Source organism: Photobacterium proteolyticum, from assembly GCF_001939735.1.
In the GTDB taxonomy this organism is placed as follows: Bacteria; Pseudomonadota; Gammaproteobacteria; order Enterobacterales; family Vibrionaceae; genus Photobacterium; species Photobacterium proteolyticum.
This window is the reverse complement of record NZ_MJIL01000090.1, coordinates 26,359-44,871: the sequence shown is the minus strand read 5'-3', so window position 1 is coordinate 44,871 and position 18,513 is coordinate 26,359. Positions and strand designations below refer to the sequence as shown.

Genomic DNA, 18,513 nt, shown 5'->3' with positions numbered 1-18,513 from the left:
TGCCCTTTTTGTACAAAAAGAGCATACTGTATTTGCAAAAGGTATATGTAAACCACTAATTATGAAAAGTTGTTAACAAATAAAGCTTTTATTGATCTATATTAAACAGGGTAAGCACCCAATCACTATAAGCAAAATTGCATATAAGTTGTTACTCATTACTCAGGTTAGCGATATATTCACATCAGCACATATAATACGTACTTGATAAAACAAAAAACCTAATAAAACTCATTTACGATGAAAAATAACGTGTGATTAGTGATTACTTATTAGATATCAATAACAAACGCAGAATTACAGAATTTTATCTAAAAGGATAAATCATGATGGTGATCAATGAATATATAATGAGCATTCAACTGCTATAGCCTTTTATCAATTGCAATGATATTAAATATCAGCATTATGAAAAGAAATGTCTAAAATTTAATAAAAGGAGTGTTATTAAATGTTATGTCCAGACTGCAAACAGCCAATGATTAAATCAACGGATAAACATAATCACTGCGTCGACATTAACTGTCCTCCAAACCGGACACACTGCCCGAAATGTGATTCGTCCAATACTCACATTAAATCCAAAAGTATTACCGATGCAGAAATAGAATGTAATGACTGCGCAGAAGTTTGGACTATTTCTCGCTCATAGCCACCTTACATCCACACAACCAGATAATTTTATTGTAATAAAGAAAAACGACTTTCCTTTATTATAATTGCATGCCTAGTTTTATTAAGGATTATTATAGTGCTCGACACAAAGATAATATTCTGTCGAGCCTATATACTCATACAAATAAAACCACAAACCATGTGATCCCGACAAATATCATTGAGACAAAAACAGCTGCGGACCCAATATCTTTCGCCCTGCCCGACAGCTCATGATAATCCGAACCAATTCGGTCAACCACCGCTTCAACGGCAGAATTGAGCAACTCAACAATTACCACCATAAACAGGCTTGCAATCATGGCCAACTGCTCAAACTTGGTCACAGGCAAGAAGAAGGTAAGAGTGGTCAGCAACGCCAGCAATACGATCTCCATTCGAAATGCCTCTTCGTATTTCCAGGCAGCCTTGAGCCCCTGGATCGAATAGATAGTGGCATCAAAAACCCGCTTTAAACCTGTCTCTCCTGGTTTCATTCCTTTACTCGCTCTCTTTCAACTCCCTATATTCATATTATGACATGTTCATAAACAAGTGTGCCTATTTTAATGATTGCATTGGAGTTATTTGGCAAAACTTACCGCCTTACTCCTTTGCAAGCAATATACGAAGCTATCATTTCAGTGCTTCACTATCACAAAGCAATGATGCTGAGCATTTTCCATTATCAGGTATTTTTCCTTACTCTATTCCCCGGTGACATGAGCAATAACCATCCGCTATTCTTTCTCTCGTCGCAGTACATGCTGTAATGTCAGGGAAGACGGATACAACCGATTAGGTTACAGCTCTTCAGCTTGCAAACAAGAACATATTAGGATCACTATAATGAAAAAAGTCCAACAGGCTGCATTGCTGGGCGTAGCACTGATGTCTATACCCCACACAGCCGCTGCTGAAATGGCCGACACCATCTTCAAGAATGCCAAAGTGTATGCCGACAAACCTGCCGAGGCAGTCGCAATTGCTGACGGGAAAATCCTCTATGTCGGCAGCAACCAGATGGCAGAGCATTTTCGCCAGCCAGATACCGAAGTCATCGATTTAGAAGGTGCCATGTTGCTACCGGGCTTTGTCGATAACCATAACCATGTCTTCGAGGCAGCTTCAGAAGCAGGCGGAAACTGCGAGCTGAATACCGACGCTACCCTAAGCGAGCAAATTCCCTACCTCAAGCAGTGCCGAAAAAATGCCAAAAAAGGCGAATGGCTGATGGGTTATGGCTTCACGCTAGGCCTTATCCTCAATGAAGACAATGCAGAGACGCCACTGGCTGTAATGGACCGCATCTTCCCGGACCAGCCCGTTGTCATTATGGAGCAGACCTCGCACTCCATGTGGGTCAACTCACAGGCGCTGAAGCTGGCTAATATTAGCAAGACTTCACCGGAGCCACAGGGCGGGAAAATCCTTAAAGATCCTGATACCGGCGAGCTGAACGGGATTTTGCTCGATAACGCCGGTGACATTGTGATGGAACTGGCATGGAACAGCATGAGCGATCCGTTTAACCAAAGTTACACCGGTTTGATGAACGGACTCGAAGAAGCCGCCGCTCACGGGCTCACGACCATAGGTGACGGCCGACTTTACTGGAAACGGGGGTGGTATGAGGTATGGAAAGAAGCACAGGCCAACGGTGAGCTAACTGCCCGGGTCTCACTCCGCCCATGGATTTATCCTCAAGACGATCAGCCATCCCAGCTTAGCTTCCTGAAGCGCATTCAAAGCCGCGATCCTGAGTCTTTGCTGATTATCGACCAGGTGAAAATGTACAGTGACGGTATCCTTATCAACGGGACCGCCAAAACACTCGCTCCCTATTTGTTTACCTACATTGAGGACGAGCCTTACGGCATTAACTATATTCCGCCATCGAAAATGAAAAACTGGCTAACCGCACTGGATAAAATCGGGTTCGGTGCCCATATCCATGCTATCGGAGACGGTGCGATTCGGGAATCACTAAACGCCATCGAGCATGCTCGAACCCAAGGTTCCGACAGGAACTACACCCTGACTCATGTCGAGATGGTCAATAGCAAGGACATCAATCGCTTTAAGCCATTGAAGGTCAGCGCTGATTTTCAGGTCGGGTCGGATTATATTGCCGAACATGATCATCGCTGGGCCGAAGCGTTCCTAGGGGCAAAACGTATCCGCTCATTGATGCAGGTTCGTCGTCTGTATGATGCCGGGGCCAATGTCAGCCTGAGTAGCGACTGGAATGTTCATGACATCAACCCGCTGGTCGGCATCGCAAATAGCTTACAGATGGGTAAGACCGGCATGCCGAACATTGATGCCGCCATTGATGCCTACACTATCAATGCCGCTGTCAGCTTGGGTCTTGATGACATCACCGGCTCCATTGAGGTAGGCAAATCTGCAGATCTGGTGGTTCTGGATCGCGATATCACCAACATTAGCCCGGAGAGCATTGTTGACACGGTTATCCTCATGACAGTACTTCAGGGCAAAACCGTCTACGACAGTCAGGACTAATCAGCCATTATTATCAATCTAGCCCCTCGCGTTCATACCAATGCCACGAGGGGCTAAGTATTAGCGGGTAAAGGTGTGACTGGCCTTTATGCTGTCGATTAGGCGCTTTCCCTGTTCTGTCAGTTCCAACCCTTGCCGCCAAACCAGCTCGACCCGGCGTATCATTTCAGCCTGTTCAAAGTCGGGTTGCAGCCGCTTCAGTTTCCCGCTCTCAAGCTCAGTGCTAATCATATCGATTGGCAGGAACGCAAATCCCACCGCGTTTGTTAGCAGGTTCACCACGGTACCTATTTCCGAGAAAGTGGCATAGCTTGGGCTATAGCCAGCTTCAGTCTCAGCAGAGAGGCTTTCTCTGGTCCAGATCAGCTCACGGTACTGAGCAAGTTGATCTGCCGATATGGTCGTTTTAGTCGCCGTCGTTTCAGCCACCAGCGGGTGGGCACTGCCGACAACCAAAACATCACAATAGCTTCCCAGGCGACAATACTGAAAGTCGCTGTAGTGCAACACGGAAGATTCCGAGAGCAAGGCAACATCAAGCTCATCATTGGTAAGCTGCTCAAGCAGCACTTCCCTGTCATCGGAGTAAAGCTCAAGATTGAGTGTCTCCTGCTGCAAAACCTCCGAAAGAGCCCTATTCAAACATGACTGGGGAATATAGTTATCGACCCCCAGACGCAGGATCATCGGCTCGTCCCTTGCCAATGCCGACGCACAAACGGCCAGCTTCTCTGCCTGACTAACGGTGTGGATTACACGGGGCAGCAAGATTTCACCGGCCTCGCTAAGACGACTACTGTTACCGGTACGGACAAACAGCTCAACACCAAAATCGATTTCCAGGTCGGCTATCCACTGGCTAACCTGTGACTGCCGCTTCCCCATCTCACGGGCAGCGGCGGAAATCGACCCTAGTTGCGCAGCCAGTACAAATGCTTTCAGGTACTGAACATTCATTAACAATTCCTATCTAACTTGCGGTTTCGCTTATACTTCTTAATGCGCACTATACCAAGGGAAAAGGAATTGGAAGGTAACAATTGGGAAGGAAACCATGGTTAAACTAAAGACCGCAACCCCAGACGATATGGATCCCATTGCCGCATTACATGCCACCAGTTGGCAGACGATTTATCGTGGGCTGCTATCGAATAACTATCTTAGCCACGATATCTTCCAGGATCGACAAAATCTCTGGCAGCAGCGCTTTGCTTCCCCAAAGCCTCACCAGAGGATTTTAGTCGCTCGGGAAGGCAGCAGGCTCTGCGGGTTTATATGTGTCTATCTGGATAATCATCACGAATGGGGCATGTTGGTAGAAAACCTGCACATCGATCCCGACTATCAGGGGATTGGTCTTGGCAAACAACTTTTGCAAGCAGCAGCCAAACTCTCTCTTGAGCAGAAGCCAGATAAAGGCATGTATCTTGAAGTATTGGCTGGCAATCAGGCCGCCCAGACCTTTTACCAAAAACTCGGCGCATTTAATGCCAGAGCACAGCAATGGCAAGCACCGGATGGCAGTATGGTTGACGAGTTTGTGTATCGCTGGCAATCCATATCGGCGCTTACCACCAAAAGTGAGTACTAACCACCAGCAGCCCTGTTCGACAGCGTCACTTAGCCATTATAGCCTGTCCAACATTATTCCAGTTTCAGCAACTGAAGATCACAGGGCATTTGCCGAACCAGCGGCTCACTGAGCGAGAGCATCAACTGGCGAAAAATATTGGACTGGTGATGACCCAGGATTAGCAAATCGACATCATACTGTTTTACGGCGTTGGCCATCTGGTCTTCAATGTAGCCGGTGTAAAACAGATGCTTATATAGCGGGTAGTTGGTTCCTTTCAGCAGCCGCTTCATCGCTGAAACCGATTCATAATGACTACTTTCATCAATATTCACCGCATCAAACTCCCTGACCCCTTGCTCAAGATGGCCAAGATCAGGGTCGATATGGATAACGCTGAACAGGGCATGGTGAACGCGGGCAATCTCCGCCGCCTTGCTCACTAAGTATTCGGCATTTTCATCCAGGTTAAGTGCCAACAACACATGCTTATACCCCATGGTTTTCTCCTCCGAATTTTCCTGAACCCGTTAATCCACTCAAATACCGTGTTATCAATCAATTTACGACACTACACAAACCATAGAAGAGAATACCCAAATGAAATAGGCCCGAAGGTCACTTTAAGCAATAGAAGCTCTAGATTGGGACAGTGTTAATCACCTGCCTCGGTGTTTACCGCTATACTTTTGACTAACCAAAAGCGTTTAATCGCTACCAATAAAAACAAAGGTTCAAGGCTATCTATGTATCAAGAAACCTACATTGATTCGTTGTCGATCTTCCTTATTCTTGCTTTGGTTTTTTGTTCAATTTGCTTGATGTTCGAATTTGGTTTTCGCCTCACCCGTCGTTTTGCCTCTAGCCGGATCAGCAAGGCTATTAGCCCGATGGCTACCGGCCTTGCCAGCCTGCTTGCCTTTATTCTCGCCATATCATTTAGCATGGCAGCTTCAAAAAACGACATTAGAAAACAACTCGTATTAAAAGAAGCCAACGCGGTAGGAACGGCTATGCTCCGAACCGAGTTGCTGGATGAGCCTTATCGGAGCCAGAGTTATGAACTGCTGAGCAAATATGTCGATATTCGGGTAGTCGAAAAACAAAGCCAGCGCAAACTTGTCGTTAACCAGGTTATTCGCGAGAGCGAACAAATTCAGCAAGAGCTATGGAAAATCGCCGTCAACAGCCACCATCACTTATCACCGCTTCAAAGTCAGCTCTATATCGACTCACTTAATACGGTCTTCGACATTCACAGCGAGCGAGTTAATTACAGCCTCAGAGGAAGGATCCCAGTCAGTATATGGATTACACTTACCCTTCTGACCTTTCTGACAATTGCACTCAACGGCGTTCAGGTAGGAGCACAAGGAGAGAATCGACTGTTGGTTGCCGCGCTTCCCTTCGCTATGTCCTTCTCACTGGTGCTCACTCTGATCATCGAACTCGACAGGCCTGCGCGTAGCATTATTGAAGTCAGCCAGCAACCGTTGATTGATCTGCGAGACAGCCTGAACAACCAATCGCAAACCAATAATACCTCTCTGTAGAAAATGAGTGTTCCGCCCCCCTAACTCGTCTTCCAGAATAATGATAGCACTGCAAATTAATCCACAATTATCGAGTAATAATTCTAACCAGATCCATATCAATTACTTATCAAACACCGCCTTTCGGCACCTCAAATTCTGGAATAAACATCACTCTTAGCAGTCAAAATTTGCATGTAATACCCCTTTAATACTGCTATTAATAGTCAACAGAGTTACATGGGCATACAAGGAGAGTATTGAGTAGCAACTATGGCTAAAGACACAACGCAGGCTAGGCGAAAATTAAAACAACAGTCCCAATCTGCCCTAAGAAAAACAAGGAATGCATTTTTAAAGCGATACGGTCAAGACAGTTAAATCCTATCTGCATCAACACAAGTCCCCGCGAACGGTTCGCGGGGATTTTTCTTTAAACCATATAATTCAAAGCCATCACTGGCCCACATACACAGCACCCAAAACGACACCGCGAGGCGGCAAATCAATCTTGAATGGCTCTTGATCGACATTCAATTCAGATGAACCCGTATCATTGACATATTGCAGCTGCGGCTCGCTATTCAGGCCATCCCGGTTGGCAATATAATCAAAGGCAATCGCCGCCAGTGCCAGGCACAATACTGTTACGTTAATCGACATCCGATGTCTCCTCTCGTCCTTGCATCCTAAATCCAAACAACTCTGCATATTTATCTCAGATTTAAGCAATTTTAGAGCCAGCTCACTCAGAAGGCTCTGATTTACGAGGGAAGTAATGACACCCAGCTTACGCCAAGCCGCTCCAGAGCTGAGCTGATGATGGATAGATGTACTATCGTTAACACTAAAACATGAGCGAGTTTGAAGCTTTGCTTACCCCATAAAAAAAACAGCCGTTGCATCTTGCGATGCAAAAGCTGTTTACACAGGGAGTCGTTTAACTAAAGAAGTACTTATTCCAGCACCCGCTCAATCTCTTGCAGGCTAGATGGATCATCAATGGTAGACGGCACGACGTATTGCTCACCATCGGCAATCTGGCGGATCACCCGGCGTAAGATCTTACCGGATCGTGTTTTAGGCAGACGATCAACAATTAATGCTCGCTTGAAGCAGGCAACGGCGCCGATTTCCTGCCGCACCTTTTGCAGCAGTTCATTTTCTATCACCCCGTCTTCCGAGACATAGCCGTCTTTGAGTACCACCAGCCCCAGTGGCAGCTGGCCCTTGAGATCATCGTGAATACCGATCACCGCACATTCGGCAACAGCTTCGTGACCACCAACAACCTCTTCCATTTCACCGGTCGATAAGCGATGTCCGGCAACGTTAATCACATCATCAATACGTCCCATGACAAACAGATAACCGTCTTCATCGATATAGCCACCATCACCGGAAACGTAGTAGCCCGGGAACTGACTGAGATAGCCTGATTCAAAGCGATCATGGTTACGCCAAACAGTTGGCAGGCAACCCGGTGGCAGCGGACGCTTGATAGCGATATAGCCTTGCTCGCTGGCTTTCTGCGGCTCACCGACCTCGTTAAGCACCTCGACCAGATAGCCGGGAATAGGCTTGGTTGCCGAGCCCGGCTTGATGGCAAAGTTTTCCAGGCCAATCGGATTACCGGCAATGGCCCAGCCGGTTTCAGTCTGCCACCAGTGATCGACTACCGGACGGCCTGTTTTACTCTGCACCCATTCCAGTGTCGGCGGATCTAAACGCTCACCAGCCATAAAGATCGTTTTCAAAGATGGCATCGGGTATTGCTTAAGGTGCTCACCTTCAGGGTCTTCTTTCTTAATTGCCCGGAAGGCAGTCGGTGCGGAGAACAGCGCCTTAACCCCATATTCCTGACAAACCCGCCAGAAAGCACCCGGATCAGGAGTACGAACTGGCTTACCTTCGTACATGATGGTGGTACAGCCATAAATTAACGGCGCATAGACAATGTAGGAGTGACCAACTACCCAACCGACATCCGATGCCGCCCAGTACACATCACCAGGTTCAACATCATAGATGGTGCTCATGCTGTAATTCATCGCAACGGCATGACCACCGTTATCACGCACCACACCCTTGGGCTTACCTGTAGTACCGGAGGTATAAAGAATATAGAGCGGGTCGGTTGCCAACACAGGGACACAATCGTGAGGTGTGGCCGTACGTAACAATGCTGACCAGTCTTTGTCTCGCTCCTGATTCAGATCGGCCAGACATTGCTTACGCTGGTGCACTACCACATGATCGGGCTTCCAGCGGCTATCCATAATAGCCTTATCAACCAACGGCTTGTAGGGAAGCACCTTGTTGATTTCAACTCCGCAGCTGGCTGTCATGATCACCTTGGGTTCGGCATCTTCAATCCTTACTGCCAGCTCGTTCGGGGCAAAGCCGCCGAACACCACCGAATGAATGGCACCTAGGCGGGCACAGGCCAGCATCGCCATCGCCGCTTCCGGGATCATCGGCATATAAATCACCACCCGATCCCCTTTGCTTACGCCCAGACTAGCCAGCATACCGGCGGTCTTGGCGACCTGATCACGCAGTACGCGGTAGGTATAACGGGCTTTCTGGCCAGTTACGGGCGAATCATAGATCAGTGCAGTTTGATCGCCCCTTCCCTGCTCGACATGATGATCCAGTGCCAGATAGGCTGTGTTGAGTTCACCGTCGGCAAACCAGCGGTCGATGCCCTGTTCATCCTGGCTGAGAATGGTTTGAGGAAACTTGAACCAGGCAATTTTGTTGGCTTGCTGTTTCCAAAACTCTTCCGGCGCGGTTTGTGCCAACTGGTATTCTTTCTGATATGCAGACATATTGCTTCCTCCAGTATGTCCTGACATTGCTTATTCAAAGACACTTGCGATAATCTTTACGCACAGACTATTACTCAAAGACTGTTAATCGAAAACAGTGGATGGAACACGGACAAAACCTTCCATCAAAATGCGCGCACTGCGGCTCATAATGGCTTTCTCGACTACCCAGCCCTGTTCAGCCTGCTTTGCCTTGGCGCCCACTTTTAACGTCCCGGACGGATGCCCGAACGTCACCGATTCTTTTTCACCGCCACCGGCCGCCAGATTAACCAGCGTTCCCGGTACACAGGCAGCAGAGGCAATCGCAACGGCCGCGGTACCCATCATGGCGTGATGCAACTTGCCCATCGACAAGGCCCGGACCAGAACGTCGACCTCACTATCTGTAACAGCTTTGCCACTTGAAGACTGATAGGTTTTCGGCTTGGAGACAAAGGCGACTTTCGGCGTATGCTGCCGTGTCTCGGCTTCTTCCAGGCGGCTGATTAGCCCCATTTTTAATGCGCCGTAAGCCCGAATACGTTCGAACATCGCCAGCGCCTTTTCATCATTGTTGATGTCATCCTGCAGCTCGGTACCGGTATAGCCAATCGCCTCGGCATCAACAAAAATGGTCGGGATACCCGCATTGATCAGGGTGGCATTGAAGGTGCCGACATCTGGCACTTCCAGATCATCAACCAGATTGCCGGTCGGAAACATCGAACCGTCGCTATCTGCCGGATCCATAAAGTCCACCTGAATTTCAGCCGCCGGGAAGGTCACGCCGTCAAGCTCAAACTCACCGGTTTCCTGGACAAATCCGTTAACGACAGGCACATGGATCACGATGGTTTTCTCGATATTGACCTGCCAGACACGAACCGTGACGATACCGTTAGAGGGAATACGCTCTTTGGGAATCAAACCAGCATGAATCGCAAAGGGTCCTACCGCCGCAGACAGATTCCCGCAATTACCGCTCCAGTCGACAAAAGGTTTATCAATGGATACCTGACCAAACAGGTAATCAACATCGTGATCGGGCTTACTACTCTTGGAAACAATTACAGTTTTGCTGGTACTCGATGTCGCCCCGCCCATGCCATCGATTTGCTTGGCATAGGGATCCGGGCTGCCAATCACCCGCAACAGAAGCTTATCTCGGGCTTCGCCTGCCACCTGGGCGGCAGGCGGCAAATCGTCTAGGTTGAAAAACACACCTTTGCTGGTACCACCCCGCATATAAGTGGCGGGCACTTTCATTTGCGACTGGGAAGCTGAACTACTCATTATCATCTCCCCCTATTGAGCCAAGAAGTCTTGGGCAAAGCGCTGAAGTACACCGCCGGCCTCATAGACGGCCACTTCATCTGCGGTATCCAGGCGACAGGTGACCGGCACATCCACTTTTTCACCATTAGCGCGAGTGATCACCAAGGCCAAATCTGCCCCGGGCTGAATCACACCGACAACGTCATATAGCTCGGTACCGTCCAGCTTCAGAGTATTGCGATTGACACCCTGTTTAAACTGCAACGGCAATACCCCCATCCCCACCAGGTTCGTACGGTGAATACGCTCGAACCCTTCGGCAACGATGGCTTCTACACCTGCCAGGCGAACTCCTTTTGCCGCCCAGTCACGGGATGAGCCCTGACCGTAATCCGCACCGGCCACCACAATCAGCGGCTGCTTGCGGTTCATGTAGGTTTCAATTGCTTCCCACATGCGAGTCACATTGCCTTCCGGTTCAATACGCGCCAAGGAGCCCTGCACAACCTCGTCATTCTCTTTGACCATTTCGTTGAACAACTTCGGATTCGCGAATGTAGCTCGCTGCGCCGTCAGGTGATCACCGCGGTGGGTCGCGTAGGAGTTAAAGTCCTCTTCCGGCACGCCCATCTTGGCCAGATATTCCCCTGCGGCACTGGAGGCCATAATCGCATTGGACGGCGACAAATGGTCAGTCGTGATGTTATCGCCCAGCACTGCCAGCGGCCGCATGCCCGACAGCGATCGCTCACCGGCCAATGCGCCTTCCCAATAAGGCGGACGACGAATATAAGTACTCATCGGACGCCAGTCGTAAAGCGGATTGCTGTTACGCACATCGTCATCAAGCTTGAACATCTGGATGTATACCTGATTGAACTGCTCCGGCTTAACGTACTTGCCGACGACTGCATCTATCTCTTCATCAGTAGGCCACAAGTCATTGAGGTAAATAGGATTACCCTGATTATCGGTGCCAAGGGCATCACGCTCGATATCAAAACGAATGGAACCCGCCAGCGCATAGGCAACCACCAGAGGCGGTGAAGCCAAAAACGCCTGCTTGGCATAAGGGTGAATACGACCGTCAAAGTTACGGTTACCGGACAGTACCGCTGTTGCATACAGATCACAGTCGATAATTTCCTGCTGGATTTTCGGATCCAGCGCACCGCTCATGCCGTTACAGGTGGTACAGGCGTAGGCCACAATGCCGAAGCCAAGCTTTTCCATCTCCGGCAACAATCCGGCTTCTTCCAGATACAACTTGGCCACTTTCGAGCCCGGCGCAAACGAGGATTTCACCCAAGGCTTACGCACCAGGCCTAACTCATTGGCTTTCTTGGCCAACAGACCGGCTGCGACTACGTTGCGCGGATTACTGGTATTGGTACAAGACGTAATAGCCGCGATAATTACCGCGCCATCAGGCAATTCGCCCTCTTTCTCTTCCCACTCACCGGAAATCCCGCGGGAAGCAAGCTCTGAAGTCGGCAGACGACGGTGAGGGTTCGATGGTCCCGCCATATTGCGAGACACTGTCGACAAATCGAATTCCAGCACGCGTTCGTATTTGGCACTCTCCAAATCGTCAGCCCACAGCCCGGTTTGCTTGGCATATTGTTCCACCAGCTCAACTTGCTGATCGTCACGACCTGTAAGCTTGAGATAATTAATGGTCTGCTCATCGATATAGAACATACCTGCCGTGGCACCATATTCCGGTGTCATATTGGAGATGGTGGCACGGTCACCGATGGTAAGATCTTTCGCTCCTTCGCCAAAGAATTCCAGATAGGATGACACCACACGCTCGTTGCGAAGGAACTCGGTGATAGCAAGAACAATATCGGTAGCCGTAATACCCGGCTGACGTTTACCTGTCAGGTTGACGCCAACAATATCCGGCAGGCGCATCATTGAAGGACGGCCCAGCATAACGGTCTCCGCTTCAAGCCCGCCGACACCAATGGCAATCACACCCAGTGCATCAACGTGCGGGGTATGGCTGTCGGTACCAACACAGGTATCCGGATAGGCAATACCGTTCTTGGCCTGAACCACAGGCGACATCTTCTCCAGATTGATCTGGTGCATGATGCCGTTACCCGCCGGGATCACGCTGACATTTTCAAATGCGGTTTTACACCACTCGATAAAGTGGAAGCGGTCTTCGTTGCGACGCTCTTCAATGGCACGGTTTTTATCAAATGCCTCAGGATCAAAGCCGGCATGCTCAACCGCCAGTGAATGGTCGACAATTAGCTGGGTTTCGACCACCGGATTAACTTTCGCCGGATCGCCCCCTTGCTCGGCGATAGCATCACGCAAACCTGCCAAATCAACCAGGGCTGTTTGTCCCAGGATATCGTGACAAACCACACGTGCCGGATACCATGGGAAATCAAGATCGCGCTTGCGCTCGATGATCTGCTTCAGGCTGTCTGTCAATGAGTCGGGATCACAGCGTCTGACTAACTGTTCGGCCAACACGCGAGAGGTGTAGGGAAGCGTCTCGTATGCGCCGGGGGATATCTCGTTGACGGCTTCTCGGGTATCAAAGAAATCCAGTCCGCTGCCTGCAAGGGGCTTACGGTATTTTGTATTAATATTCATAGCTTACATCCGTGAATTTACTGCTCGCAGACCTATCTGGCGATGACCCCTCCCCCAGTTTGCAGGGGGGAGAGAATCAGCAGGGATACGCCTTCACTCAAAGTGTGTATTCAAGTGTTAGCTGCGCTCTTCAATCGGCAGCCAATCCTGATGCTCCGGTCCTTCGTAGTCAGCACTCGGACGGATAATCCGGTTATTGGCACGCTGCTCATACACGTGGGCAGCCCAGCCAGTGACTCGGCTCATTACGAAGATGGGGGTGAACAGTTTGGTCGGTATCCCCATGAAGTGATAGGCCGAGGCATGGAAAAAGTCAGCATTACAGAATAGCCCTTTCTCCCGCTTCATCACCTGCTCGACACGCTCTGAAACCGCATACAAATGGGTATCGCCAACATCGGCAGACAGTTTTTCCGACCATGCTTTAATTAAAGCATTTCGGGGGTCGGATTCACGGTAAATTGCATGGCCAAAGCCCATTATTTTGTCTTTGTTGGCCAGCATCTGCATAATGCCAGCTTCAGCTTCATCAGCCGTCTGCCACTGCTCAATCATCGCCATCGCCGCCTCGTTGGCACCGCCATGTAACGGACCACGCAAGCTACCGATAGCTGCCGTGATACAAGAGTGAAGATCAGATAAGGTCGAGGCACAGACACGGGCTGTGAAGGTTGAGGCATTAAACTCGTGCTCGGCGTACAACACCAACGAGCAATGCATCACCTGCTTATGAAGATCTGACGGCGCTTTGCCTGTCAGCATCTCAAGGAAATAACCACCAATGCTGTCCTCACTGCTATTGGCCGTATCGATACGAACACCGTCATGACTGTAGCGATACCAGTAACAAATAATCGCCGGTAGCATGGCAAGCAAGGTGTCGGTTTTCTCGTCCTGCTCGGCAAAATCGAGCTCCTGATCGAGGTTCCCCAGCATCGAACAACCGGTGCGCATCACATCCATCGGGTGGGCATCAGCAGGGATCGCTTCCAGCACCTGACACAATGCCGTTGGCAAACCACGAGCTTTCTTCAATACCTGCTTGTAACTGTCCAGTTCTGCCTGAGTCGGTAACTTACCCTTAAGCAGTAAATAAGCGACTTCCTCAAACTCAGCATAGTTAGCCAGATCCGTAATGTCATAGCCTCGGTAGGTCAACCCGGTACCGGTTTTACCGACGGTACATAGTGATGTTGTTCCGGCACTCTGACCTCGCAGGCCCGCACCACCCAATGCTTTTTTGTCTTCGCTCTTGTTGTCCTTATTCGTATCAGCTACGGCTATCGCAGTCATAGCAGACTCCTTATTTGCTTCACGTTAATCCATTGCCATTTGATGAAATACAGGTGATAAAACACCTTGTGCCCATCAAAATGGCAGCGACTGAATCAGTACTAAATAAATAGTTAATTATTGGTAATATTAAAAAATATTAATTTTCTTGGGTTTCCCGCTTATTAGCGTTCTGGCTTCCTTGCCTAATTCTTATTATTAATATTGTTATCTATGGTTTTTATTATTTAGGATTTTCTTGTTGCTTATGTATTTATTATTAAAATAAAGCGACATCTACTACACACTTGCTTTACATTCAGCAATTTAATTGGGCTTACTTTTCTTTGAACAGTTTATCGAGCTTCTGCTCATAGTCGTGGTAACCCAGATAATGGTAAAGCTGTTCACGGGTTTGCATTTGATCCACCACATTTCGCTGATGGCCGTCTTTTCTAATATGCTGATAGACATTCAGCGCCGCCTGGTTCATTGCTCTGAATGCTGACAGCGGATAAAGCACCATGTCGACACCGCACTCTGCCAGTTCTTCACCACTGAACAACGGCGTTTGGCCGAACTCGGTAATGTTAGCCAGAATCGGCACCTTCACGGCATCCGAAAACTGCTGATACTGCTCAAGGGTATTGATCGCCTCAGGGAAAATCATGTCTGCGCCGGCCTCAACACAAGCTATCGCCCGCTCTATTGCCGCATCCATCCCTTCCACCGCCAGTGCATCGGTACGTGCCATGATGACAAAGTCTTCATCCACACGGGCATCAACCGCCGCCTTGATTCTGTCGACCATTTCCTCCTGGCTCACAATGGCCTTGTTCGGACGGTGACCACAGCGCTTCTGTGCGACCTGATCTTCCATGTGTACTGCTGCCGCACCGGCTCGCTCCATCTCCTTAATCGTACGGGCTATATTAAATGCGCCACCAAAACCGGTATCGATATCGACCAACAACGGAAGCGTTGTCGCGGCAGTAATACGGCGTACATCTTCCAGCACATCGTTTAAGGTTGTGATCCCCAGATCCGGCAGACCGTACGAGGCATTGGCAATTCCGCCACCTGACAGATATATGGCCTGATGTCCTACCTGCTCTGCCATCATGGCGCAGTAAGGGTTAACGGTGCCGACAATCTGCAGCGGATGGTTGGCAGCAACAGCATGCCGGAAGCTTTTCCCTGGACTCATGAGGCTATCTCCTTGTCATCTTTCAGTTGTTGTTCAATCAGCAGGCGGCTGCGCATGATATGGCGTCGCATCAACATTTCCGCCAGCTCTCCATCTCTTTCCCGCAACGCGGCAAGCAAATGGAAGTGTTCTCTCAAAGCCTGTTGTGGGCGCGAATGCGAGCGCTGAGACTGATAGCGGTACATCCGGAGCAAGTGATAGAGCTCATCACACAACAAGCTGATTAATTTGCTATTTCGACTGGCCTTGATAATTCGGTAATGAAAGTCGAAATCACCCTGCTGATGGAAATAGGAGGCGCCATCAACTTGTTCGATATGCTGCTGATGGGTTTCCAGCAACTGCTGTAGGGCATTGATTTCTATGTCGGTAATATGAATACATGCCAGACGGGCGGCCATCCCTTCCAAGGCTTCTCGTACCGAGTAAATCTCAATCAGTTTCTCTTGCGTCAAGGCGACCACTCGCGCCCCGACATGGGGAACACGCTCTACCAGGCCCAAAGACTCAACGCGCATCATAGCTTCGCGCAGCGGGCCTCGGCTTACGCCAAAGCGGCGGGCTAATTCAGGCTCAGAAATCTTGCTGCCAGCCGGATAGTCACCATTCACAATTAAGTCAATCAGCTGTTCGGTCAAGTTCTCTGATTTGGTCAGCTCTTTTACGTCAGCTCCCTTATGGGAAGAATCCTTACTAACTGGATTATTTTCAATCCCGTTCTCATCAGGATTGTCGACAGTTTCAAATGCTACTTCTTGTTTGGTCATCATTATTGTCAACAATTGGTTAACTTACGAACAAATTTAGCCCTAAAAACCGCTTCGATCAAGCTAATTGTTAACAATATGTATTAGACCTTAGTCTAGATTGTTGACAGTCATGCCAGTTACAAGTCAATTACAGGCCAAAGACGAACCTGTTTTTCAACTAGCTACGCGGCTCGCAGAACGGAGATCAGATACCGTTCAAATATTGACCAGCGAGATCCGACCAGATAGAGTAAATTAACAGCATGTTAACAAGGACAAGTTATGCATATTGATACCCTGCTTCAGACGGCCAAAGCGCTGACAGACAGTCAGGCAACGATGACGCTCCCGGAAGACTGGGCTCAGGGCAGAACCGCTTTTGGGGGAATTTCCGCAGCACTTCTCTACACAGTCATGAAGGAAAAAGTTGCCGACGACCGGCCACTACGTTCATTAACAACCAACTTCGTTGGTCCTTTATTTGCCGATACCCCATTTTCATTCGAGGTCGAAGTGTTGCGTGAAGGGAAAAACGCCTCTCAACTGACAGCGAGGATTATCCAGGATGACCAGATTGCGGTGATCCAGCAGGCATGTTTTGGCACTGACCGCTTTTCTGATATCGAGGTCAGCAGTTCAGAAACACACCAGTTAACTGAGCCGCACAACCTGCCACGCATCCCGATGATCCCTGGCCAGACCCCCAACTTCATCCAGCATCTTGATCTGGCTATATCAGAAGGTGCAATGCCCTTTAGCGGCTCGCCGTTATCTTCTCTCAATGGCTGGATGCGCTTTAAACAGGCCCCGGAGCAGATAACGGATGCCCACCTCATCAGCCTGATTGACGCCTGGCCACCAGCAGTGCTTCAAATGATGAAACAACTGGCACCTGCCAGTACCATGATGTGGAATCTGGAATTTATTCACCCTCATCAGCCAGTTAAGCCCGACGAATGGTTTGCTTACAAAGCCCATACCCGACAAGCTGCCGGTGGCTATGCCCACCTTGAAGCAAACATCTGGGACAGTGCCGGTGAGTTAATCGCGATCAGCAGACAGAGCGTCGCGGTATTTTGCTAACAATCAGATACTCCAGAGGCTTCGGCTAAGTTAAGAGCTTGGCTGGAGCTTTGACTTCAAAAACAAAACAAAGCCCAGAGTCAATAAACGCTTATCGCCTTTGTCGCGTTTACCTGCATTACATTGTTTTTCTAAATAAAGAGCTAAGCAGACCCTACTCGCCAGTTTTACAGCTCATCTATAAAGTGGACATTCCCCTAAACCCACGGCGTATGACGAAATGCTTCCTTGATAAAATCCTTAAACGCTTTGGCTTTGGGTGACAAAGGGCCGCCGGAGTAAACCAAGTAGAGATTCCCTGCCTGACTGGACTCCCAGTTGCCCAGAACCGGAACAAGCTGGCCGTTATCGACATAGGCTTTTTGTACCGAGGGAGGCATCAAGGCAATCCCCCCTCCAGCCAATGCCGTATCGGCCAAAAAAAGCATGTCTGGGCAGGTGATATGACCTTCAAAATAAAACGTTTCAGTCATCTCAGGCTGTTGAGCAGGCTGCATGCTAATGCTGATACCGGAACCAAATGTTCGTGGCAGGAGCAAGCGATGACGCTGAAGCTCATTAGGATGCTTCGGGACACCGTTCACTTTTAGGTATTCAGGACTTGCCGCAAAGCCCAGTCCGACTCTGGCGAGGAGCAACGCACGGTTGTTAGAATCGGGTAAAGCACCGGGCACGAGGCGAAAAGCAAAATCGATCTGATCTTCCTGCAGCGACAAGATATCCGTTGTCATTATTACATCAACGCTGACTTGCGGATAAGCCTGAGCAAAACGTCCCAGACAGTCACCGAGATTTAGCGTATTGGCAAACCCCTGCAAAACCGTAATACGCAAGTGCCCCTGCGGTGTCACTTGCTGGTCCATCAATTCACCTTGGGCAGTATCCAGGATCTCCAGCGCCTCAATTGCACGCTGGCGATAAACCAGGCCTTCAGGAGTCGGCAGTGCACGACCAGACCCTCGCTGGATAAGCGGTGTACCCAGCTTTTCTTCCAAGCGCGAGATGCGCCGGCTGACAGCCCCTTTGGTCTCGGCCAGGGCCGTCGCAGCCGCGGTAATTGATCCCTGTTCGACAACGGCGCAAAAAGCGCGTAAGTCTCGTAGATTGACGCTGGTTTCCAATTTGACAACCCTGAGTTGAAAATTTGCCATCTAGAATCCCATTTTGGCAACCATTAATCTAGGGATATCAATCAATGAAACACACATGCAAG

Annotated in this window: 15 protein-coding genes; 4 read left to right on the top strand and 11 right to left on the bottom strand. The window is 49.2% G+C overall.

Annotated features, from left to right (window positions below):
* Positions 1–791: 791 nt before the first annotated feature.
* On the bottom strand, positions 792–1,151 hold the full coding sequence (locus BIT28_RS20385; protein WP_075766784.1) for a diacylglycerol kinase: 360 nt from the start codon (positions 1,149–1,151) through the stop codon (positions 792–794).
* A 352-nt stretch (positions 1,152–1,503) separates the two neighbouring features.
* On the opposite strand from BIT28_RS20385, the gene BIT28_RS20375 reads away from it, so the two are divergent.
* A complete protein-coding gene (locus BIT28_RS20375) occupies positions 1,504–3,180 on the top strand; it encodes an amidohydrolase (protein WP_075766782.1) in 1,677 nt (558 codons plus the stop codon).
* 60 nt (positions 3,181–3,240) lie between these two features.
* Here the strand turns inward: BIT28_RS20375 and BIT28_RS20370 are convergent, their stop codons facing one another.
* The gene (locus BIT28_RS20370) at positions 3,241–4,137 is read right to left on the bottom strand and encodes a LysR family transcriptional regulator (RefSeq protein WP_075766781.1); all 897 of its coding nucleotides are present in this window, start codon (positions 4,135–4,137) and stop codon (positions 3,241–3,243) included.
* A 97-nt stretch (positions 4,138–4,234) separates the two neighbouring features.
* Here BIT28_RS20370 and BIT28_RS20365 point away from each other — a divergent pair, with 97 nt between their 5' ends.
* Positions 4,235–4,771, top strand: a complete 537-nt coding sequence (locus tag BIT28_RS20365; RefSeq protein ID WP_075766780.1) for a GNAT family N-acetyltransferase — start codon at positions 4,235–4,237, stop codon at positions 4,769–4,771.
* A 53-nt stretch (positions 4,772–4,824) separates the two neighbouring features.
* Here BIT28_RS20365 and BIT28_RS20360 read toward each other — a convergent pair whose 3' ends face one another.
* The gene (locus tag BIT28_RS20360; RefSeq protein WP_075766779.1) at positions 4,825–5,253 is read right to left on the bottom strand and encodes a universal stress protein; all 429 of its coding nucleotides are present in this window, start codon (positions 5,251–5,253) and stop codon (positions 4,825–4,827) included.
* A gap of 246 nt (positions 5,254–5,499) precedes the next feature.
* Here BIT28_RS20360 and BIT28_RS20355 point away from each other — a divergent pair, with 246 nt between their 5' ends.
* A complete protein-coding gene (locus BIT28_RS20355; RefSeq protein ID WP_075766778.1) occupies positions 5,500–6,306 on the top strand; it encodes a bestrophin-like domain in 807 nt (268 codons plus the stop codon).
* Between the two features lie 435 nt (positions 6,307–6,741).
* On the opposite strand, the gene BIT28_RS20350 is transcribed toward BIT28_RS20355, so the two are convergent.
* The 7 genes from BIT28_RS20350 to BIT28_RS20320 form a co-directional block, all read right to left on the bottom strand.
* Positions 6,742–6,948: a hypothetical protein gene (locus BIT28_RS20350; protein ID WP_075766777.1), complete on the bottom strand. Its 207-nt coding sequence runs from the start codon at positions 6,946–6,948 to the stop codon at positions 6,742–6,744.
* Positions 6,949–7,241: 293 nt separating this feature from the next.
* Positions 7,242–9,116 carry a propionyl-CoA synthetase gene (locus tag BIT28_RS20345; RefSeq protein WP_075766776.1) on the bottom strand — a complete coding sequence of 625 codons (1,875 nt, stop codon included), beginning with the start codon at positions 9,114–9,116 and terminating at the stop codon, positions 7,242–7,244.
* 84 nt (positions 9,117–9,200) lie between these two features.
* On the bottom strand, positions 9,201–10,391 hold the full coding sequence (gene prpF / locus BIT28_RS20340) for a 2-methylaconitate cis-trans isomerase PrpF (protein WP_175577574.1): 1,191 nt from the start codon (positions 10,389–10,391) through the stop codon (positions 9,201–9,203).
* Between the two features lie 12 nt (positions 10,392–10,403).
* Positions 10,404–12,989: a Fe/S-dependent 2-methylisocitrate dehydratase AcnD gene (acnD, locus tag BIT28_RS20335; protein ID WP_075766774.1), complete on the bottom strand. Its 2,586-nt coding sequence runs from the start codon at positions 12,987–12,989 to the stop codon at positions 10,404–10,406.
* A gap of 117 nt (positions 12,990–13,106) precedes the next feature.
* Positions 13,107–14,282, bottom strand: a complete 1,176-nt coding sequence (prpC, locus tag BIT28_RS20330) for a bifunctional 2-methylcitrate synthase/citrate synthase (protein WP_075766773.1) — start codon at positions 14,280–14,282, stop codon at positions 13,107–13,109.
* A 316-nt stretch (positions 14,283–14,598) separates the two neighbouring features.
* Entirely contained in the window at positions 14,599–15,468 is an 870-nt protein-coding gene (gene prpB, locus BIT28_RS20325; RefSeq protein ID WP_075766772.1) for a methylisocitrate lyase, read from the bottom strand.
* On the bottom strand, positions 15,465–16,235 hold the full coding sequence (locus BIT28_RS20320; protein WP_075766771.1) for a GntR family transcriptional regulator: 771 nt from the start codon (positions 16,233–16,235) through the stop codon (positions 15,465–15,467). Before BIT28_RS20320 ends, prpB begins: the two co-directional genes overlap by 4 nt.
* A gap of 264 nt (positions 16,236–16,499) precedes the next feature.
* Between BIT28_RS20320 and BIT28_RS20315 the strand changes: the two genes are divergently transcribed.
* Positions 16,500–17,300: an acyl-CoA thioesterase gene (locus BIT28_RS20315; protein WP_075766770.1), complete on the top strand. Its 801-nt coding sequence runs from the start codon at positions 16,500–16,502 to the stop codon at positions 17,298–17,300.
* Positions 17,301–17,497: 197 nt separating this feature from the next.
* Here the strand turns inward: BIT28_RS20315 and BIT28_RS20310 are convergent, their stop codons facing one another.
* Complete coding sequence (locus BIT28_RS20310; RefSeq protein WP_075766769.1) at positions 17,498–18,451, bottom strand: LysR family transcriptional regulator; 954 nt, start codon at positions 18,449–18,451, stop codon at positions 17,498–17,500.
* Between the last annotated feature and the right edge of the window lie 62 nt (positions 18,452–18,513).